This is a genomic window from Parabacteroides chinchillae (genome assembly GCF_900108035.1).
Classification (GTDB): Bacteria; Bacteroidota; Bacteroidia; order Bacteroidales; family Tannerellaceae; genus Parabacteroides; species Parabacteroides chinchillae.
The window spans coordinates 1-20,954 of the sequence record NZ_FNVS01000004.1 but is presented as its reverse complement, the minus strand read 5'-3'; the positions used below and the strand labels follow the sequence as shown (position 1 = coordinate 20,954).

The window sequence follows — 20,954 nt, the reverse complement described above, 5'->3', positions numbered from 1 at the left end:
AATTTGTACAAAAATAAAACAATCGACTGTTTGTCATGTATCTAAATGCTTCTTTTTAGACTTCTTTAAAACAAAATTAGCTGTAGAAAGTTTTTATTACATTATATTTGCCACATTTACGGAAGCATCGTAAATGTAAATTATGTATATATTATATAGTTAGATCAATGAATAGAAAACTTTTATCCTTATTTCTGGTGCTAATCAGTGCACTTCCTTTATGTGCTCAGGTAGATAATACCAGTCCCCTTGTTATTAAAGGGCAGGTGGTGGACACGCTAACGAACGAAACAGTTCCGTACGCCACGCTTAATATTGCTTTACAGAGTGCTCCTCAGAAAGCAGTTAAGATGTTAGCATGTGATGTTGATGGTAAATTTGAGACTACGCTGAAAAGTGCCGGTAAATACATCATCTCTATGCAATCTGTTGGAAAAACTCCGGCACAGAAAACGTTTTCCATATCGGAAAAGAATAGTCCGCTGAACTTGGGTAAACTTTACATGAAAGATGATAACCAACGTTTGGGCGAAGTTACCGTTACGGCACAGAAACCTTTGGTAAAAGTGGAAGTTGACAAGCTTACCTATAGCCTGGAGGATGATCCTGAGGCACAAACCAACAATACCCTGGATATGCTTCGCAAGGTTCCGATGATTACGGTGGATGGCGATGATAAAATACAATTGAAAGGTTCTACCAATTATAAAATTTATATGAACGGAAAGCCTTCTAATCTGTTGAGTGGCGAAAATGCATCGGATGTATTGAAAAGTATGCCGGCCAGTTCTATTAAAAATGTTGAAGTTATAACCGATCCGGGAGCCAAGTATGATGCGGAAGGAGTAGGTGGTATTATTAATATTATTACGACAAAGAATGCTTTACAGGGCTATACCGGAACAATCCGTGCCAATGCCAGCACCTTAGGCAGTTTTGGTGGTGGAGGTTATGTCTCACTGAAAGCCGGTAAATTTGGTATTACAGCCAACTATGGTTATAACAACCGTAATTCTCCATGGAATGATTCTTATGCATTACGTGATAAATCGGGGTATGATTTGGAAATAGACGGTTATGATTCCCGCTTTGAAGAAACAGGCCGCAGTAAGCGCAAAGGTCCTTTTCAATATGGAAATTTGGAAGGCAGTTATGAAATAGATTCGCTGAATTTATTGAGTGTGGGTGTAAACTTGTTCCGGGGCAAATCTAAACGCTTTTCGGAAGTTTCAGGAGTAATGACGGGATTGCCGGAAGCTGAATCTGCTTCTATGGAAAAGTATTACTGGTATGATCGTAACAGTAATACCGAAGGTACTTTTGGCTCTACCGATGTGAATGTGGACTTTCAGCATTCTACCCACAAAAAAGATGAATTGCTGACACTTTCATATCGTTTTAGCCAATCTCCTGATGATAGTGAAAATCATACAGACTTACTGAATGTGGAAAATTATCCTCTTGCCAAAGATTATCCGCAGTGGAATAAAAATAAAGCATCTACAGTAGAGCATACGGCACAGGTGGATTATACAACACCGACGTGGAAAGACCAGACATTGGAGGCTGGTGTAAAATATATCAACCGTCAGAGTAAGAGTGAAACACTAGAGCAGGTTTATCGCGATTCGTTGAATGTCTGGGAAGATGTATCGTCTGAAAATAGCAGGTTCCGTCATATCCAGCATATATATTCGGCTTATCTGAGTTATCAGGTGAAATTTAGCAAGTTTGGAGCAAAAGCCGGTCTTCGTGCGGAAGGAACCAGCTTAAATGCGGAGTTTGCAAAAGTACCGGATATGAACTTCGATGCAAACTATTTTGATCTGGTGCCGAATGCTACGTTAACTTACCAGTTGGATATGTCTACTCCGTTACGTTTAGGGTATAATATGCGCATTCAGCGTCCGGGTATCTGGTATTTGAATCCGTATATAGAAGATTCAAATCCGCAGAATGTTTCCCAGGGGAATCCGAACCTGGACTCAGAGAAGAGTAACAGTGTCAACTTGAATTATAGCAAGTTTGCCCAGAAGTTCAGTGTTAATGCCAGTCTGAGCTACACGTTTGTAAATAATGCGATCGAACGTTATAGCATGATTGCCGATTTTCCGAAGAGTGACCCGCGTTCGCAGTATAATGGTGCGTTATGGAATACGTATGGCAATGTAGGTAAGCGTCAGCAAGTTGGTTTGTTCTTATACGGAAACTGGAATCCGGTTCCTTTGTTCCGTATTTATATGAATGCAGGTCTGGACTATACCGACTTGAAAAGTAAAGCGTTGAATATAGAAAAAGACGGAATAAGCGGCCGTATCTTCATGGGTACGCAGTTTAACCTGCCGAAAGATTTCCGTATTAATGTAAACGGCGGTTATTTCAGTCCGTGGATACAGTTGCAGAGTAAATATAATCCGTTCTATTTTGCAGGTCTGAATGTCAGCAAGGATTTCTTGAAAAAGAAGCTGACTGTTTCTTTGGCTGCGCAGAATCCGTTCTGGAAAACAATGAAAATGGAGACGACAACCGTTGGAAATAATTTCAAGAATGTTTCTACGGTATGGCGGAGTGCCCGTGAGTTCCGTTTAAGTATATCTTATACCTTCGGTAACCTGAAAGGTGGAATTAAGAAAGTACGTCGCGGTATTAATAATGATGATATGAAGGGTAATAATAGCGGTAATAGCGAGGGGGGACAATCCATGTAAATCCAATTTCTCCCGGAAGAAAATTCAAAAGCATTCGGATGAAATCTAAATTTCATCCGAATGCTTTTTTTTATCTCAAAACCTATATCTTTGCTAAAAATAACTCGGTATATAGAGATGGATAAAGAGATAACTCCCGAAGTTGTGCTAGGTGATTTGCGTTATTTGCAATTGCTGTCGCGCAGCTTTCCTAATGTGGCGGAAGCCAGTACAGAAATCATTAATCTGGAAGCTATATTGAATTTACCAAAGGGTACGGAACATTTCCTGACGGATATTCATGGCGAACATCAGGCATTTAACCATGTGCTGAAAAACGCTTCCGGTGCGGTTAAACGTAAAGTGAATGAGATATTCAGCAATACATTACGGGATTATGAGAAGAAAGAGCTTTGTTCTCTTATTTATTATCCGGAAGAAAAACTGGAACTGATTAAATCGAAAGAAACGGATTTGGACGATTGGTACCTTATTACACTAAATCAGTTGGTGAAAGTTTGCCGGAATGTTTCCTCGAAATATACCCGTTCCAAAGTTCGTAAAGCTTTACCGAGAGAGTTTTCATATATTATTCAGGAGTTATTGCATGAGTCGTCGACGGAGCCGAATAAATCGGCTTATATAGATAAAATTATCAGTACGATAATATCTACAGGCCGGGCTAACGATTTTATCGTAGCGATGTGTAACCTGATCCAGCGCCTAACGATTGACCTGTTGCATATTGTGGGCGATATATATGATCGTGGCCCCGGCGCACATATTATAATGGATACGTTATGTGATTATCATAACTTCGATATACAATGGGGCAACCATGACATTCTTTGGATGGGTGCTGCAGCCGGCAATTTGGGAAGTATTGCCAATGTGATACGCATGTCGTTGCGTTATGGTAATCTGGCAACACTGGAAGATGGTTACGGCATCAATCTTTTGCCTTTGGCCACATTTGCAATGGAAGTATATGGAGATGATCCGTGTAAGTTGTTTGTGCCTCGTACCAAGTTTTCGGATAATGTATTTGACGAAAAAACAATCCGGCTGATCTCTCAGATGCATAAAGCGATCACAATCATACAGTTTAAGTTGGAAGGCGAAATAATCCGCCGTCGTCCGGAGTTTGAAATGGATGACCGGATGCTGTTGCATAAGATCGATTTATCGCGTGGAACGGTTCATCTGAATGGTAAAGACTATGAATTAAAAGACAAGAACTGGCCGACAATCGATCCTAAAGATCCGTATGCTCTTTCGGTAGACGAAGAGGATTTGATTCGACGTATCCATCATTCTTTCCAGAGTAGCGAAAAATTGAAGAAGCATATGCGCTGTTTCTTTACGCATGGTAGTATGTATCAGGTATGTAATTCCAACCTGTTGTTTCATGCTTCAGTGCCTTTAAATGAGGACGGTACACTGAAAGAAGTACGTGTGGACGGCAAAATATATAAGGGTAAATTATTGCTTGATAAAGTAGACCAGTTGATCCGCACGGCTTATTTTGATTCCGAAGATACACCCGAGAAGCAGTTTGCCATGGATTATATCTGGTATTTATGGTGTGGAAAAGACTCTCCGTTGTTTGATAAAGGACAGATGGCCACCTTCGAACGCTGCTTTGTGGAAGATAAGGAAATACAAAAGGAAGAAAAAGGAGCTTATTATGTTTTGAGAAAAGAGGAGAAAATATGTGATATGTTGCTGGATGAGTTTGGTGTAACCGGACAGCACAGACATATTATAAACGGACATGTTCCGGTTCGCTCCATCCAGGGAGAGAACCCTATCAAGGCAAATGGTAAGATGCTTGTTATCGATGGTGGTTTCTCAAAAGCTTATCATCCGGAAACAGGTATTGCGGGATATACATTGGTTTATCATTCCCGTGGTTTTCAGTTGGTTCAACACGAACCGTTTGAATCGACTGCAAAAGCGATAGAAGAAGGTCTGGATATTAAATCGACCACTATAGTTGTTGAACTGAGCTCGCATCGCCAGATGGTTCGTGATACGGATAAAGGAATGGAGCTTCAGAAACAGATCTGCGATTTGACGAAATTATTATATGCTTACCGGAATGGATTTATTAAAGAAAGGGAACGGATCGGAAGAAGATCATAATCAGTAAATACACCAGCCCGTTTGTTGTATTTTCCGAAACAGAAACAGGCATTGGTTTGCTTATTTCCGCATATCATGTTTCAGGACACCGGAATCAACAATACTGCCGAAAACGATAACAACCAGAGCTAGCGACGAAAGCAGTATTCGCCAGATACAAGTGTCTGTATTTCAGGATGGAGAATATAGATACAGGTCTGCCGGATTATCGATTCAAAGCAGTGGAACAACAACCAGTTTTAATGCTTTACTGACATCATCGTCTTCACCTTTGAAGCTTTATATTGTGGCGAACGCTACAGATGCAGTTCTTGTAAATGAACCTCAGGCAGGGGATAACGAGGCTTTGGTGAAGGCTAAAATTCTTCAGACTTATGCACAGATGCAGCCAGGCTTATGGCTAATTTGTGGGCATGGATGGTCGAAACAGCACTTTCGAAACCATAAATCAACTGTTTCCGCAAAAAACTTTATATTTTTGCGAGATGAACAGACAGGTGTTGATTTATTATCCATTGTTAAGTACCATTCTGATTTTTCTTTTTATTGGAAGCTTGGTATATGGAGCGGTATCCATACCGGTAGATAGTGTGATGGATATTCTTCTGGGGAAAAATATAGAAAAGATAGCGTGGCAAAATATTGTCTTACAATCTCGCTTACCCCAGGCTTTTACGGCTTTGTTTGCCGGTTCTTCGCTGGCTATAAGCGGATTGTTATTGCAGACGCTTTTCCGCAATCCGTTGGCAGGACCTTCTATATTGGGTATAAGTGATGGCGCAAATCTGGGAGTAGCTGCCGTTATGTTGTATTTTGGGGGTTCCTTAAGCCAGATAACCGATTGGCCGATTAATGGCTATCTGGCTGTCATTCTTGCGGCTTTTCTGGGGGCTTGTGTGATTCTTGGAATCATTATCTATTTTTCTTCTAAGGTGAAAAATAATGTAATGTTGCTGATTATCGGTATTATGATAGGTTACCTGGTCTCTTCGTTTATTTCTATTTTGAATTATTATTCTTCGGCCGACCGTGTGCATGCTTTTGTGATGTGGGGATTAGGCAATTTTTCCGGAGTATCGTTGGAGCAGCTTCCTTTCTTTGGTTGTTGTACATTGTTCGGGTTGTTATTTGCCATTTTGCTGATAAAACCGCTTAATGCGCTTTTGTTAGGAGAATTATATGCGGCTAACTTAGGCATAAAGATAAAACGTACACGTATTTTGATATTATTATGCACAGGTGTATTAACGGCCACAACTACGGCCTTTTGCGGGCCTATTTCTTTTATAGGTCTGGCTGTTCCTCATATTGCGCGTTTAATGCTGGGCACTTCCAATCATAAGATGCTGGTTCCCGTAACAATACTTTCCGGTGCATGTGTAGCTCTGCTTTGCAATATGTTGATGGTGATTCCCGGAAGTAATAATATACTTCCCTTGAATGCCGTTACTCCTATGCTGGGTGCCCCGGTGATCATTTATGTGATTATTAATCGTAAAAATATCCAATACTTTAACTAAATATGGCTGATAATGCAACAATAGAAACAACAAACCTGAGTATTGGATATGTGCTGAAGAACGGGCGGCGAAAAAAGGTACACGAGCAGTTGGATTTAGTCCTGCATCCCGGAGAAGTTACATGCCTACTTGGATTGAATGGGGCAGGCAAGTCAACCTTGTTGCGTACGCTTTGTGGCTTTCAACCGCCATTGGCTGGTTCTATTCGCTTGATGGGTAAACCGTTGGAGGAATATTCCCAACATAAATTTGCTTTAACTGTCGGTGTTGTGCTTACAGAGAAAATGAATGCCGGCGGTATCACTGTATATGAGTTGGTTTCTTTAGGGAGACATCCTTATACAGGTTTTTTCGGACAATTGAAACCTCATGATAAAGAAATAATTTCACAGTCGCTCGAATCTGCCGGTATTGCCCATAAAGCGAATAATTATGTGTCGGAACTGAGCGATGGAGAACGGCAAAAGGCAATGATTGCTAAAGCTTTGGCCCAACAATGTCCGGTTATTTTATTAGATGAACCCACTGCCTTCCTGGATGTGACGAGCCGTATAGAGACGATGGTATTACTTCATAAACTTGCAACAGAACAAAAGAAGACAATTCTATTATCTACGCATGATTTGGATCTGGCTATCCAAATGGGAGATTGCCTTTGGTTGCAGGAAAAAGGACGCCCTATGGCGTGCGGTACACCGGAAGATTTGATTTTGAGCGGAGCTTTTGGAACCTTTTTTGGAAAGGAAGGCATTATATTTGATCCATCTACAGGAAAGTTGAATGTAGAAGCGCCAACTTGCCCGGTTGGGGTCGAAGGGGACTTTCAGACTTCTTATTGGGTCGGAAATGCTTTGGTACGTAATGGGTATCGCCCGGCTCCGGTAAATGAGAAATATGTAAATATTAATTGTAAATCATCGGACTGCATGATGATAAACTGGCCGGATGGAATGCAGAAACAGGCTGGAAGTGTTGCTGAATTGATCAACGAAATCAGAAAATAACAGGTATTATATATGACTAATGAAATTACGTGGCGGCTTGAACATGAAAAGGTAAGCCGGCTCTTATTGCACTATGCTATCCCTGCCGTAATCGGTACGATGGTAAATGCTTTGTATAATATTGTAGACCGGATTTTTATAGGCCAGGGTGTGGGAGCTCTGGCAATTTCGGGCCTTACGCTTACATTTCCTATAATGTTGTTTATGCAGGCCTTTGGGATGTTGGTCGGTATAGGGGCTGCTACGCGGGTCTCCATATTTCTGGGACGGAAAGAACTTGGGCAAGCTGAGCATGTTCTGGGAAATGCCTTGACCATGACTTTGCTGTTTGGTGTGCTGACCATTGTGCCGGCTATGATTTTTATAAAAGACCTTTTGCTTTGGTTTGGTGGCAGCGAACAAACCATTCCTTATGCCGAGGCTTATTTATATATTGCTATTCCGGCTAATTTACTGGCTTCATTAAGCTTTAGCTTTAATGCAGTGATGCGTGCATCGGGCTATCCCAAGAAAGCCATGTTCTATATGTTACTGGGAGCTGTGCTGAACGTAATTTTAGATCCGGTTTTTATTTTTGTATTTGATCTGGGGATTCGCGGAGCTGCAATTGCCACCGTTATTTCTATGGCTATCAGTGCGGCATTCGTATTAAGCCATTTTTTGAGTAAAGAGAGCCTGATTCGTTTCCGGAAGAAGTACATGGCACTGGACTGGAAAACCGTCTGGATTATATTGACAATAGGAGTTTCTCCTTTTGCTATGCAATTGGCAGGAAGTATGGTCAGTGTATTTCTTAATAATGCATTGTTACGTGAAGGTGGAGATTTGGCGATAGGAGCTGTCGGTATTATCAATAGCGTAGGTATGTTGTTGGTTATGCTGATTATCGGTATAGCCCAGGGAACACAACCGATTGTGGGCTTCAATTATGGTGCCGGACTGCACCAGCGTGTTCATGATACGTTACGTTTAGCTATTATTACGGCCACATGTATTACTACTTCGGGCTGGTTGTGCTGCGAGTTGTTTCCGTCAATAATAGTGAAGGGCTTTACCTTGGATCCTGAGTTGATAAAGATTGCCTCTAATGGTTTACGTTTGAACCTGATGGGCTTTTTGGTTGTTGGTTCGCAGATCGTTATTAGCCAGTTCTTTCAAAGTATTGGCTTTGCGTGGAAAGCAATGTTTTTAAGCCTGAGCAGGCAGGTGTTGTTTTTGATTCCTGCCATATTGGTTCTTTCTTCCATATATGGATTAGACGGTGTATGGCTAACAGGCCCTTTTTCAGATATACTGGCTGCAATAGTTGCTTGGGGATTCTTGATTCATCACGTTAAAAATGCAAAAAAGTGAATTGCGGAAATGAACATATATGTTTCTTTACATGTATATTAGTTGAGTGGTAGTTCACTAAATATAAACAATAAAATAATGAGACGTATGAAAAAAGTATTGTTATTACTTGCAGTCTTGATATTCGGGGCAGGTTCAATGATGGCACAACAGGATAAAGCTGCAGAAAGAGCTGCAAAAAAAGCTGAAAAGGAAGCAAAAAAAGCTGCAGAGGAAGCAGAAAATAATGCCTTGTTTGAGCAAGCCATTCAAGCACTAAACGATAAGAATTTTGTATTGGAAGCTGAAAGAGTAGAATTTAAACGCGGCAGCTTTGCTTATGTTACCCCTTCAACTAATTTTGTTTCTTTGAAAGGTAATAAAGCAACAATACAATTGGCATTTAACGGTGCATTTTCCGGACCGAATGGGATAGGTGGTATTACGGTAGATGGAAATGCATCTAACATAGAAATGAAAACAGACAAAAAAGGTAATGTTACTTTTAGCATGATGGTACAGGGGGTTGCCGTTTCTGCTAACGTTACTTTCCGCATGATAAAAGGTTCGAATAAATGTACCGCAACGGTAAGTCCGAACTTTAATAGTAATAGAATATCATTTACCGGTAATTTGTATCCTACCGAACAATCAAATGTATATAAAGGACGTGCTTTATAATCATTTTGATATATAGAATGAAAGAGACGTAGTGTTGCTGCGTCTCTTTTTTTATATCTTTGTACATTATATAAATTTTATACGTTATGCAATTATCCATAGATCAGAAAGACATTGACAAATTCTTAATGATAGGAGATAAGGTGCTTATTAAGCCTAAGAATCCGCAAAGTCAGACCAAAACAGGATTATATTTGCCTCCATCAGTACAAGAAGGCGAAAAAATACAGGTTGGATATATCATCAAAACCGGGCCTGGTTATCCTCTTCCTTCTCAAACAGAGGAACCTGAAGTTTGGCAAAAGAAAAAAGATGAAGAAGTCCATTATTTGCCTTTACAGGCACATGAAGGAGATCTGGCTGTTTATTTGCAAAATGCCGCTTATGAAATCAATTTCAATGAAGAGAAATTTCTTATTGTACCTCATTCCGCTATTTTAATGCTAATGAGAGATGAGGGATTGTTTGAATAATGCCTTTTTGTTTAACAAAATAGTTACAGATTAACTTTTTTGATGTATTTTTGCAACCTAAACAAGATGACAAACTATCAACTGTAACGATTATAATGAATAAAATTGTAAGTAAAGAACATTTCTCTGCAAATGTAGTAAAGTTGGAAGTGGAAGCTCCTCTGATTGCCCGCTCACGTAAAGCAGGCCACTTCGTGATTGTAAAAGTTGGCGAAAAAGGCGAGCGTATTCCTTTAACTATAGCGGGTGCAGACACAGAAAAAGGTACGATAACTCTGGTGATTCAGACGGTGGGTGGTTCTTCCCGAAAGATATGTGACCTGAATGTAGGCGATTATATTACAGATCTTGTGGGTCCGCTTGGACAAGCTACACATGTTGAGAAAGTAGGGACAGTAGTTTGTGCCGGTGGCGGTGTGGGTGTTGCTCCATTGCTTCCTATTGTAGAGGCTTTCCATAAAGCCGGAAATCGTGTGATTGTTGTATTGGCAGCCCGTACGAAAGACTTGGTTATTTTAGAAGAACAGATGCGTGCAAATGCTGATGAAGTTATTATTATGACAGATGACGGGTCTTATGGTGCTAAGGGCTTGGTTACAAACGGTGTTGAAAGTGTCATCAACCGTGAGAAAGTGGATATGTGTGTGACGATAGGTCCGGCTGTTATGATGAAATTTGTTTCTGCTCTTACAAAGAAATATGAAATACCTACAGTAGCCTCTTTAAATACAATCATGGTAGATGGCACAGGAATGTGTGGAGCTTGCCGTATTACAGTTGGAGGAAAAACTAAGTTTGTATGCGTAGACGGTCCTGAATTTGATGCTCATCAGGTCGATTTTGATGAGATGATAATGCGTCTGGGTGCTTATAGAAATATTGAAAAGAAGTAACAAAACGGTTTTATATAGAATCATGACAACAGAAGAAATGATTGCAGCCCGTCGTGCTGAGCCTTGGAGAGAAGCATTGCGTAAAAGCAAAAAAAATAAAGAGCGTGCGGATATTCCCCGCGTAAAAATGAATGAGCTGGATCCTGAATACCGCAGCCATACCCGGTTGGAAGAAGTTAACCTGGGTTTGACAAAAGAACAGGCAATGCAGGAGGCTCAGCGTTGTTTAGACTGCCCAAATCCTACATGTATGCAGGGTTGTCCGGTGAGCATTAATATCCCGACATTTATAAAAAATGTAGAACGTGGCGAATTTCTTGAGGCTGCTAAAGTTTTGAAAGAGACAAGTGCCCTTCCTGCAGTTTGCGGACGTGTTTGTCCACAGGAAAAACAATGTGAAAGCAAATGTATTCATTTAAAGATGGGCAAAGAAGCTGTTGCTATTGGTTATTTGGAACGTTTTGCGGCAGATTATGAACGTGAGAGCGGTAATATATCGGTTCCGGAGATTGCGGAGAAGAAGGATATTAAGATTGCTGTTATCGGTTCTGGCCCTGCCGGTCTTTCTTTTGCCGGAGATATGGCAAAGAGGGGATATGATGTCACCGTGTTTGAAGCATTGCATGAAATAGGAGGCGTATTGAAATATGGTATTCCTGAATTTCGGTTGCCAAATAAAATTGTAGATGTCGAGATTGACGGCCTTCGTAAGATGGGGGTTCATTTTTTCTCTAATTGTATTGTTGGCAAAACAATCAGTTATGAAGATCTGCATGCCGAAGGTTTCAAAGGCGTTTTTGTTGCCAGTGGAGCAGGACTTCCTAATTTTATGAATATTCCGGGCGAGAATTTAGTTGGTGTTATGTCTTCAAATGAATATCTTACTCGCGTAAACCTTATGGATGCAGCTAACCCGGAAAGTGATACGCCTGTGTTGCAAGGGAAGAAGGTTGCTGTTATAGGTGGAGGTAATACTGCAATGGACTCTGTCCGTACAGCCCGCCGCTTGGGTGCCGAACGCGCTATAATTGTATATCGTCGAAGTGAAGATGAGATGCCGGCACGTTTGGAAGAAGTAAAGCATGCCAAGGAAGAAGGTGTAGAGTTTATGACTTTGCATAATCCGGTTGAATATATCGGAGATGATAAAGGATGCGTTAAGCAGATGAAATTACAGAGGATGCAACTTGGCGAACCGGATGCTTCCGGACGCCGTAGTCCGGTTCCTGTAGAAGGGGCTATAGAGACTATTGATGTGGATGAAGTAATTGTAAGCGTTGGTGTTTCACCTAATCCACTTGTTCCTCGTGCCTTTGAAGGTTTAGAGGTTAGCCGTAAGGGAACTATTGTGGTGAATGAAGAATCCATGAAATCTGCTTTAGGCGATGTCTATGCAGGTGGAGATATTGTAAGAGGCGGTGCTACCGTAATATTGGCTATGGGTGACGGACGAAGAGCCGCTGCAGCAATGGACGCTGATTTACAGTCATTGTAATTTATATAATATATGAATGCTTTCCTTAACATAAAGGTTTAGGGAAAGCATTTTTTTTGAGTAAAACCACGTATATGATAAACATAAGCACCAACTACTATGAATCGTCACACATGTTTCATGGAAATATGTCCATTATTATGGGGACGAGATTGGATGTTATTCTTTTAGGGCAGGAGAAATACAGGTTGGAAGCTGCCTGGAATCGAATGCAAGAAGAGGTAATAAGGCTTGACAAGATGCTCAACCGTTTCGATCCGGAGAGTGAAATTTACGTCTTGAACCAAACCGCCTCACATAATCCAGCCAAAGTTAATGATGAATTATGGCATATTCTGCTTCATTGTAAGCAATACTACACTTTGACCGAGGGCTATTTTGATATTAGCTTGAAAGATTATTCGCGTGTTGTGCTGGAGCAAGCAACTCAAACAGTTTTATTTGATATACCGGATATTTATTTGGATTTGGGTGGGTATGCCAAAGGGTATGCACTGAATAAAATGCGTGAAATATTGCAACAAGAAGGCATAACGCAAGCGCTGATTAATTTTGGTAACAGTTCTGTTCTTGGCATAGGAAGCCATCCGTACGGAGACTGTTGGTCTGTGGGAATTGATAATCCGTATTGTCCGGGTGAAATATTAGGTGAAGTGCAGCTAAAAGACAGTGCTATGTCTACTTCGGGAAATATGCCGAGTCATCCGCAACATATTGTAAACCCTATGACGCATGAATATATCACCGAACATAAGTTGGTCACAATTATTGCATCCGATGCCGTGGATGCTGAAGTCCTTTCTACCGTTTTAATGGCTGCGGATACCGAACAAGCCGAACGAATAAAACAAAGATTTACTATAGATTATAGCCGGATATTTATTTTGCCCGGATAATTATTTGTCCTTATGATTTTTTTGAATCATAAGTATGATATTTTAAAACCATAACGATGAACCGGAAAAGAGAAAAGGTTGATTTTTATCCCTGATGAACAATTCAAGTTGAAACTTTTATTGTTTTTTTATGGTTTATATAAAAAAAGGTTTTATTTTGGGGCAGTAAAACCACGTTGAAATTTTTTATGAGTAAAATCAAGCATAATGACATTGATGCGTTCTTGCTGGATCGAATTGCCGATAATGATGAAAAAGCCTTTTCTTCATTATTTTCAGAATATTATGCCGATTTTGTAGTATTTGCCGGTTCATTTTTGGGAAAAAGAGAAGATTCTGAAGAAATTGTACAAGAAGTTTTTGTTGAATTATGGGAATCAAGAAAACGGTTAAAACGCGATCGCTCCTTAAGATCATATTTACTGACCATAATTCATAATAAATGCATGGATGCTCTCCGGCATGATCAGATAAAACAGAATTATGTGGAATATATCATTAAAGAGGATGCAGAGAATCCGTATGATGTGGAGTCTTCCGTTTTTTTATCCGATTTACAATATCGGTTAAAAGAGGCATTTGCTAAATTGCCGGCAGATTTGTTAATCCCTTTTAAAATGAATCGTTTCGATGGAAAGAAGTATCAGGAAATATCTGATGAATTAGGACTTCCCTTGCGTACTATTGAATTTCGTATCTCCAGGGCACTTAAATTGATCCGGATGTATCTGAAAGAATATTTTATATTTTGCCTGCTTTTGGGTCTCATATAACCTGTTTTTCGTAATCATATATATTTTTTGAAAAAAGTGTACATTTTTACTGCGATAAAAATGTGCCCAAACGTATTATATATGTAAAACAGAATCTGATGGAACAAAATAAAGATATAGAATTGCTTTTAAGTAGGCTTTTTGCAAATGAAGAACTTACTTCTGATGAAAAACTGTTCATCGATGAATGGTTTAGTATGTCCGAAGAAAACAGATACTATTATAATGAACTACGGTTAATATGGGGAAATGCGAATCCTGCGTTTCCCAGAGATGAAATAGATGTGGAAAAAGCAAAACGACGTGTGTTGCAAACAATTCGCAAACGGAGAAGTAAAATAAATGTAGTGGTTCATATATTTCGTACGGTGGCGGCTATATTGTTTATTCCTTTGTTGTTAACTCTTGGATATATGTATAATGCGACAGACAAAGAGGAGAATGAACAGGTTGTGTATAATGAAGTTTTTGCTGATTCATTTACACGCTCTGCCGTAATATTGCCTGACGGTTCGAAAATATGGCTGAATTCGAAGAGTTCGTTGATATATCCGCTTAAATTTAAAGATTCTCGGCGTGAAGTGGAGTTAAAAGGTGAAGGTTATTTTGAAGTTCATGCAGATAAAAATTCTCCTTTTATTGTAACCTGTAATTCTCAAAAAATAGTTGCAACAGGAACGAAATTTTCGGTACAAGCCTATAATCCGGAGAATATGATCGTATCATTGGGCGAAGGGGTTGTGACTGTGAAACGGCCGGATGATAGCAATTTAGCCCAATTGAAACCAAACCAAACACTTAAATATAATTCCATACAGGATGCATCGGTGGTTATAACGGAGGATGTTTATAAACGTTATGCATGGAAAGATGCTAAAATAGTATTCCGTAATGACCCCTTGGATGAGGTTATGGAGCGTTTGAGCCGGATATACAATGTGAGAATAATAATCAGTGATCCGGAAATTAAGAAATATACCTTGAGAGCCACGTTTGAAGATGAAACCATTAATGACATTTTATTTCTTATAAAAGCTACTTCTCCTATTATGTATAAGGAGTTACCACGTAGTATAGATGAAAAGACCGGAAATATAAATCAGAAAACCTTTGTGATATCTAAGCGTAAGTAATGTAAAACCACAAAAAAGAATATGTATATGGAGTAAAAGAAAACAGTAAAAAAAGTGGGTAAAAGTATTAGATACCTTTACCCAAAACCAAAGTATTTTAGGAATAACATTCTTCTAAACGCAACCGGCAAGAAGCAAAAAGAAGAATGTAGTTTAAAACTTTAATTCAGTACAAAAATATGAACAAACATGGAAAACCACGAGGAAAAAGATGTTTTTTTTCTCTTGACCGAAAATTGTTGACTATTATGAAGCTTACACTGTTCTTTCTATTTGTTTTTTTGCTTCCTGTTTGGGGAGAAAGCACATATTCTCAGTCCGCCAGAATTTCCTTGGATTTGAATAATGTGTCAGTGGAAGAATGTCTTAACGCGATTGAACAAAAAAGTGAATATTATTTTATGTACAATGGCAAACTAGTTGATGTGTCGCGTAAAATATCTGTAAAAGAGAAAGATGCAAGTATTAAAGATGTTCTTTCTGTCCTGTTTGGAAATACAAATGTTAGTTACCAAATTATTGACCGGCAGATTATTTTGGCTCCTTCGGAAGTTGTAGCTGCTATTCAACAACAATCCAAGAAGATTACAGGCCGGATATTAGATCCTTTAGGTTTGGCTGTTATCGGGGCGAACGTAATTGAAAAAGGTACAAGCAACGGTACTGTTACGGATATAGATGGAAATTATTCGATTACAATCACGGGTGATAATGCAATCCTTCAATTTTCTTCAGTTGGTTATGTTCCCATAGAGAAGCATACGGGTAACCAATCTGTAATAAATGTAACATTGGCAGAAAATGTTGAAAATTTGGATGAAGTAGTCGTTATCGGATATGGCGTACAGAAGAAAAGAGATGTGTCTTCCGCAATTTCATCTGTGGGCTCGGAGGCACTTCAGGATAAACCGATTGCAAACTTTGCCCAGGGTATTGCCGGAAAAATGGCTGGTGTACGCGTCTCAAATACAAATTCGGCTCCTGGAGGAGGACAAAATATAGTGATACGTGGTACAGGTTCTGTAAATGCCAGTAATTCTCCGCTCTATGTGATAGATGGTTTCCCTATGCAGGATGGATTTAATTCAGCTGAATCACCATTGAACTCGATTAATCCTGCGGATATCGAGTCCATAGAGGTACTAAAAGATGCTTCTTCAAGTGCAATTTATGGTACACGTGCTGCTAATGGTGTCGTTTTGATTACTACAAAGAAAGGTAAACAGGGAAAACCGAAAATTAATGTGAATGTGAGCGGTGGCGTACAGAATGCAATGCGTAAAATGAAAGTATTAGGACGGGAAGACTTTTTGACGTTCATGAATGAATCGAGGGCGAATGCTTATCTTGTGGAAGACCCGAATTTTGGAACGGATAATCCCAACCTGCCTCAATGGTCATATTATGATGATTTTAATACAAGAATAGAAAACTGGCGGAAATATTCCCAACATTCGGCTTCAATGGTTCCAGGAGCAAAGCAGGAACGCTGGATAACGGTGATGGATACATGTTATAACTCTCCGTATGATACGGATTGGCAAGATGTATTGCTGGGAGATGGTAGTGTCGTTGATGTTCAATTATCGATGAACGGAGGAACGGATAATATGAATTATATGATTTCCGGCGGTTACTACAACAATCAAGGTATTGTGAAGAATACGGATTATGAACGTTATTCTTTACGTGCTAATGTAGAGGGTAAGGTAAACAATTGGCTTAAAGTAGGTTTAAATATTGCTCCTTCTCTCGAAAATACAAGTGTGTTATCTAATACGAATGTTTCGGGAAGTGCTAGCAACAATCCATTCTTCAATGCATTATCATTGCCTCCTATTTTAACTCCGACAGATGCCGACGGCAATCCTATTTATTATGGAACTGAACTGGATAATCCGTGGGACTGGAACTTTGCACCGTTTGTGAATCCTCTTCAGACAGTAAAAATTACCGATAAAAGACGGACTGCTAAAGTGGTAAGTGCATTATATGCCGAGGTTAAGTTCTATAAAGATTTGACATGGAAAACAGACTTCCATAATGAATACCGTATGTGGGAAAATAATTACTATATGCCTAGCTATATACCTACTACAGCATTGCCAACTTCACGTTCGACAGGAACTTATCAAAATGCAAACCGGATTTATTGGGATGTACAGTCAGTATTGACTTATAATAAGAGGATAAAAGAACATTCACTGACTGCAATGGTTGGTATTTCATTTGAAAAGGTAAATAATAGAAGTGCCTATATAAAGAAATATGATTTTCCTCAGGATTTGATTACAACATTGAATCAGGCAACGACAGTCGCAAATCAGCTGACGGATGCGCGTACGAACCGCTCGGCAGAGAGTATGATCGGAACATTTGCCCGTGTGATGTATAATTACAACAGCAAATACTATTTGACAGCATCTGTCAGACGAGACGGGTCTTCTAAATTTGGAGTCGATAACCGTTGGGCTATATTCCCCTCTTTTTCTTTGGCTTGGCGCGTTTCTGACGAAAAGTTCTTCGATATGTTCAGGCCATATATAAATGATTGGAAACTACGTGGCGGTTGGGGACGTATCGGTAATTCAGGAATTACGAATTATCTTCATTTGGCAACATTAGGTTCCAGTTCCTATGTATTTGGTAGTGGTTCGGATGTTACGGCAGCATATTCGGATAATCGTATTGCTAACAGATTGTTGGGATGGGAGACGACTTCCGATATAAGTGTTGGTACGGATGTTTCATTTTTGCACAACCGTATTGGTTTGTCTGTCGATTATTTTGACCGTAAAACGTCTGATATGCTATTTAATCTGCCATTGCCATCTATAACAGGTTTTGCTAATGTAATGCAAAATATCGGTTCGATGAGAAACCGTGGTTTTGAGTATGCCTTGAATACACAAAACTTTATTGGTGAATTTAACTGGAATACTTCTGTTACATTATCTTATTACCGTAATAGGGTAACGGATATTGGTAATGACAAGCGCCCGTTAATCAGTTATAACTGTTATACTACAGAAGGTAAACCTCTGGCGGGCATTTATGGTATGGTTAGCCTGGGCCCGTATAAAGATTGGGCAGACGTAAAGTCTTCTCCGATATTCAATGCAAACAGAACAGTGTGGAGAGAACGTTCGAATCCGGGAACTCCGAAAGCAGCGGATGTTAATGGTGATGGTATCCTGGATGCTTCCGATAAAACGATTCTGGGAAATGCAATTCCTGATTTTATCTGGAGTATGACAAATAACTTTGCCTATAAAGGCTTTGACCTTTCATTCCAGCTATCAGGTGTTGTAGGTGGCGAAATATCTATGTTCGGATTCCAGGATATGGCTTTCCGCGCTTCGGGTATGAAGAATATTACCCAGGATTATTTTGATAATTATTGGAGACCGGATAATACAGATGCAAAATATCCGGCACCTTCCCGTAAGAACTATGACGGTTCGGTATTGGATGGAGGTTTGACTTATAGCGCTTCCTATGTAAAGATGGATGACATAACGCTGGGATATACCATACCCGGTAAATTGACACGGAAATTTGATGTCGGTTCAATACGTGTTTACCTTAATATCAATAATGCGTTTATGATTACTAAGTTCCCCGGCTATAATCCTGAAACAAATTATCAAGGAGATTCGGCTTTATCTCAGGGCATAGATCAAACAGCATCTTATCCATTGGCAAGAACGATCTCTTTTGGTATAAATCTGGGTATCTAACGAATAAAAACTTAATGTTATGAAGAAGATTCTATATATACTATTATTAGCTTATACATTGACAGGATGTGAAGATTTCCTTAATCAATTACCGGAAGACACCTTGTCGCCCGATGCATATTATAATGATACGAAGGAGCTAATGACTGGATTGTCAGGATGCTATAAGTTGCTTCAGAATATTTATAGCCCAGTCGAAATGACGAAGGTGCTTGAGCTGATGTCCGACGATGCTAAAGACCCTCGTAATACGGATGTTTTCCATGTTTTCCGGAAAACAAATGCTAATTCTCAAACAAACATCTGGACACATAATTACAAAATGATATATAATTGTAATGCCCTTTTGAATATACTTGCTACATATAATGGAGCGACAGAAACCGATCGTCGTGAAGCACAGGCAATAGAGGGAGAGTGCCACTTTTTGAGAGCTTTGGCTTATTTTAATTTAGTTCGTATCTATGGAGATGTACCTATGGTTACGGAATTGTTTGCTAACCCGACTGATGCTTTTGGAATAGGCCGTACACCTGTAAATGAGATTTACACGAAAGTGGTTATTCCTGATTTGGAAAATGCAATAGCTAACTGTTATCCGAAAGGGGCTAAAGAACTTATCGGTTCTGAAGCCAGAGCTACAAAAGGCAGTGCTTTAATGATGTTGGGTAAAGTTTACATGACTATGAATAATTATGCGGAAGCAGAAAAGGTGCTGCAAAGATTAATCATTAATAAAGAAGGTGGAGAATATGGGTTAATGCCAACTATGCATGACGTATTCCAGCCCGAGAACAAATTTAATAAGGAATCTATCTTTGAGGTCAATTTCAATGTATCCGGAGGACAAGCCTGTTATTATTTCCAGATTATGATTAATGACATAGCCATACGTTATGGTACTACTTATAATAGCGCATACCAGGCGGAGCATAACTTGATGCGTGAGTTTGTAAAGTATAATGAAGACGTACGTTATAAATCTACTTTGGATTCCGGCTATGTACCTAATGCATCCCCTTACATCCAGGCTTTCCCTGTAAAGTTTGCTCCTGAAGGTAGTATGAGGGCTGCTGTGAAAAATACAGGTACGGACAATAATTTTATGGTATACCGTTATGCAGATGCTTTGCTTATGTATGCAGAATGCCTGATGAAATCCGGCAATAAAGTGGAAGCTATAAAGTATATCAACATGGTTAGGAATCGTTCGGAAATGGAGTCGTTGCCAAACGATCATCCTCTGGATATCTATTGGATATTGCATGAGAGGAGAATGGAACTGACTTTTGAAGGACATCGTTATTTTGATTTGGTTCGTACGGGTAAAGCCATTGAGATAATATCAAAAGACCTGATGACAGTTTGCGATTTGGACGATAAACCTACTTTGGAACCTATACAGGAATATCAGTTGCTCCTTCCTATACCGACAGCTCAGATAGAGATAGACCAGACATTGGTTCAAAATAAAGGTTACTAATATGTTAAATCAATAAATATACTAAAGATGAAAAGGACTGCATATTTTTTAGTGTTTGTGTTTTTGACGACTGTGCTTATGTCTTCTTGCCTGAATGAAGATGATGTTAAGAATCCAAAGGTCTACAGTTTGAAATTCTATACAGTAAATGAGAATAAAGAATTTGTTGAAGTTGGAGAGCCTGTAAAAGGGGTAACATACACAATCGGAGTAGAAACAGATGCGGATATTTGTTCTGTGTGGCCCGGCGGAATCCGGCAGATAGTAAAGAAAGTTGGTTCGGATGTCGACTCTACCGATATAAATGGAAATGTAGTACTGTCTAAAAGCGACTGTTATCAGGACTATGGACTATTGAAAGCTCAGGGATTGAAGACTTCTTTGAATTCTTCTATTGGCTGGACTACTACTTATCAGTATCCTCAATCAGGAGATTTTGAATTTACAGTTGTCGTGACAAACCATGGCTATGATTCTCCCGAATACAAACAGGTCGCTGTTCCGTTTACGGTGAAAATCAGATGATAAATTAATTGATAGGATATTAAAGTATACACAAATGGGAATAAAAAATATTGGTAGACGAGATTTTATTAAAAGTATGGGTACAATCGGCGGTAGCGGCCTATTGTTGTCTTCATTGCCTCAGTTGCATCTCTTCGCTCAGGAAAGAGCGAAGCAGGTGAAGGGTCAAAAGGC

Annotated in this window: 15 protein-coding genes; all 15 read left to right on the top strand. The window is 39.5% G+C overall.

Annotation, left to right across the window (positions count from 1 at the left end; genetic code table 11):
* Window positions 1–167 precede the first annotated feature (167 nt).
* The gene (locus C4S38_RS04135; RefSeq protein ID WP_103982668.1) at window positions 168–2,708 is read left to right on the top strand and encodes an outer membrane beta-barrel family protein; all 2,541 of its coding nucleotides are present in this window, start codon (window positions 168–170) and stop codon (window positions 2,706–2,708) included.
* A gap of 117 nt (window positions 2,709–2,825) precedes the next feature.
* Entirely contained in the window at window positions 2,826–4,832 is a 2,007-nt protein-coding gene (locus tag C4S38_RS04130; protein ID WP_103982667.1) for a fructose-1,6-bisphosphatase, read from the top strand.
* A gap of 485 nt (window positions 4,833–5,317) precedes the next feature.
* Window positions 5,318–6,352: an iron ABC transporter permease gene (locus C4S38_RS04125; protein ID WP_103982666.1), complete on the top strand. Its 1,035-nt coding sequence runs from the start codon at window positions 5,318–5,320 to the stop codon at window positions 6,350–6,352.
* A 2-nt stretch (window positions 6,353–6,354) separates the two neighbouring features.
* On the top strand, window positions 6,355–7,356 hold the full coding sequence (locus C4S38_RS04120; protein WP_103982665.1) for an ABC transporter ATP-binding protein: 1,002 nt from the start codon (window positions 6,355–6,357) through the stop codon (window positions 7,354–7,356).
* Window positions 7,357–7,368: 12 nt separating this feature from the next.
* Window positions 7,369–8,709, top strand: coding sequence for an MATE family efflux transporter (locus C4S38_RS04115; protein ID WP_103982664.1), 1,341 nt, complete (start codon window positions 7,369–7,371; stop codon window positions 8,707–8,709).
* An 87-nt stretch (window positions 8,710–8,796) separates the two neighbouring features.
* The gene (locus C4S38_RS04110; RefSeq protein ID WP_103982781.1) at window positions 8,797–9,369 is read left to right on the top strand and encodes a DUF4251 domain-containing protein; all 573 of its coding nucleotides are present in this window, start codon (window positions 8,797–8,799) and stop codon (window positions 9,367–9,369) included.
* An 86-nt stretch (window positions 9,370–9,455) separates the two neighbouring features.
* A complete protein-coding gene (locus C4S38_RS04105; RefSeq protein ID WP_103982663.1) occupies window positions 9,456–9,842 on the top strand; it encodes a co-chaperone GroES in 387 nt (128 codons plus the stop codon).
* Window positions 9,843–9,937: 95 nt separating this feature from the next.
* Entirely contained in the window at window positions 9,938–10,735 is a 798-nt protein-coding gene (locus tag C4S38_RS04100) for a sulfide/dihydroorotate dehydrogenase-like FAD/NAD-binding protein (protein ID WP_103982662.1), read from the top strand.
* A gap of 22 nt (window positions 10,736–10,757) precedes the next feature.
* Window positions 10,758–12,230, top strand: coding sequence for an NADPH-dependent glutamate synthase (gene gltA / locus C4S38_RS04095; protein WP_099464346.1), 1,473 nt, complete (start codon window positions 10,758–10,760; stop codon window positions 12,228–12,230).
* Between the two features lie 74 nt (window positions 12,231–12,304).
* The gene (locus C4S38_RS04090; protein WP_103982661.1) at window positions 12,305–13,126 is read left to right on the top strand and encodes an FAD:protein FMN transferase; all 822 of its coding nucleotides are present in this window, start codon (window positions 12,305–12,307) and stop codon (window positions 13,124–13,126) included.
* A 188-nt stretch (window positions 13,127–13,314) separates the two neighbouring features.
* A complete protein-coding gene (locus tag C4S38_RS04085; protein WP_103982660.1) occupies window positions 13,315–13,899 on the top strand; it encodes an RNA polymerase sigma-70 factor in 585 nt (194 codons plus the stop codon).
* Between the two features lie 98 nt (window positions 13,900–13,997).
* Window positions 13,998–15,032: a FecR family protein gene (locus C4S38_RS04080; RefSeq protein ID WP_103982659.1), complete on the top strand. Its 1,035-nt coding sequence runs from the start codon at window positions 13,998–14,000 to the stop codon at window positions 15,030–15,032.
* A 248-nt stretch (window positions 15,033–15,280) separates the two neighbouring features.
* Window positions 15,281–18,772, top strand: a complete 3,492-nt coding sequence (locus C4S38_RS04075; protein ID WP_160034630.1) for a TonB-dependent receptor — start codon at window positions 15,281–15,283, stop codon at window positions 18,770–18,772.
* 19 nt (window positions 18,773–18,791) lie between these two features.
* Window positions 18,792–20,255, top strand: coding sequence for a RagB/SusD family nutrient uptake outer membrane protein (locus C4S38_RS04070; RefSeq protein ID WP_099464341.1), 1,464 nt, complete (start codon window positions 18,792–18,794; stop codon window positions 20,253–20,255).
* 27 nt (window positions 20,256–20,282) lie between these two features.
* The gene (locus C4S38_RS04065) at window positions 20,283–20,780 is read left to right on the top strand and encodes a hypothetical protein (RefSeq protein WP_103982657.1); all 498 of its coding nucleotides are present in this window, start codon (window positions 20,283–20,285) and stop codon (window positions 20,778–20,780) included.
* The last annotated feature ends 174 nt before the right edge of the window (window positions 20,781–20,954 follow it).

Bases quoted from the DNA above. Each gene is read 5' to 3' on its own strand.
- C4S38_RS04105 (WP_103982663.1), top strand. From the start codon at position 9,456: ATGCAATTATCCATAGATCAGAAAGACATTGACAAATTCTTAATGATA.
- C4S38_RS04135 (WP_103982668.1), top strand. From the start codon at position 168: ATGAATAGAAAACTTTTATCCTTATTTCTGGTGCTAATCAGTGCACTT.
- C4S38_RS04090 (WP_103982661.1), top strand. From the start codon at position 12,305: ATGATAAACATAAGCACCAACTACTATGAATCGTCACACATGTTTCAT.
- C4S38_RS04075 (WP_160034630.1), top strand. From the start codon at position 15,281: ATGAAGCTTACACTGTTCTTTCTATTTGTTTTTTTGCTTCCTGTTTGG.
- gltA (WP_099464346.1), top strand. From the start codon at position 10,758: ATGACAACAGAAGAAATGATTGCAGCCCGTCGTGCTGAGCCTTGGAGA.
- C4S38_RS04120 (WP_103982665.1), top strand. From the start codon at position 6,355: ATGGCTGATAATGCAACAATAGAAACAACAAACCTGAGTATTGGATAT.
- C4S38_RS04110 (WP_103982781.1), top strand. From the start codon at position 8,797: ATGAAAAAAGTATTGTTATTACTTGCAGTCTTGATATTCGGGGCAGGT.
- C4S38_RS04130 (WP_103982667.1), top strand. From the start codon at position 2,826: ATGGATAAAGAGATAACTCCCGAAGTTGTGCTAGGTGATTTGCGTTAT.
- C4S38_RS04100 (WP_103982662.1), top strand. From the start codon at position 9,938: ATGAATAAAATTGTAAGTAAAGAACATTTCTCTGCAAATGTAGTAAAG.
- C4S38_RS04085 (WP_103982660.1), top strand. From the start codon at position 13,315: ATGAGTAAAATCAAGCATAATGACATTGATGCGTTCTTGCTGGATCGA.
- C4S38_RS04115 (WP_103982664.1), top strand. From the start codon at position 7,369: ATGACTAATGAAATTACGTGGCGGCTTGAACATGAAAAGGTAAGCCGG.
- C4S38_RS04070 (WP_099464341.1), top strand. From the start codon at position 18,792: ATGAAGAAGATTCTATATATACTATTATTAGCTTATACATTGACAGGA.
- C4S38_RS04080 (WP_103982659.1), top strand. From the start codon at position 13,998: ATGGAACAAAATAAAGATATAGAATTGCTTTTAAGTAGGCTTTTTGCA.
- C4S38_RS04065 (WP_103982657.1), top strand. From the start codon at position 20,283: ATGAAAAGGACTGCATATTTTTTAGTGTTTGTGTTTTTGACGACTGTG.
- C4S38_RS04125 (WP_103982666.1), top strand. From the start codon at position 5,318: ATGAACAGACAGGTGTTGATTTATTATCCATTGTTAAGTACCATTCTG.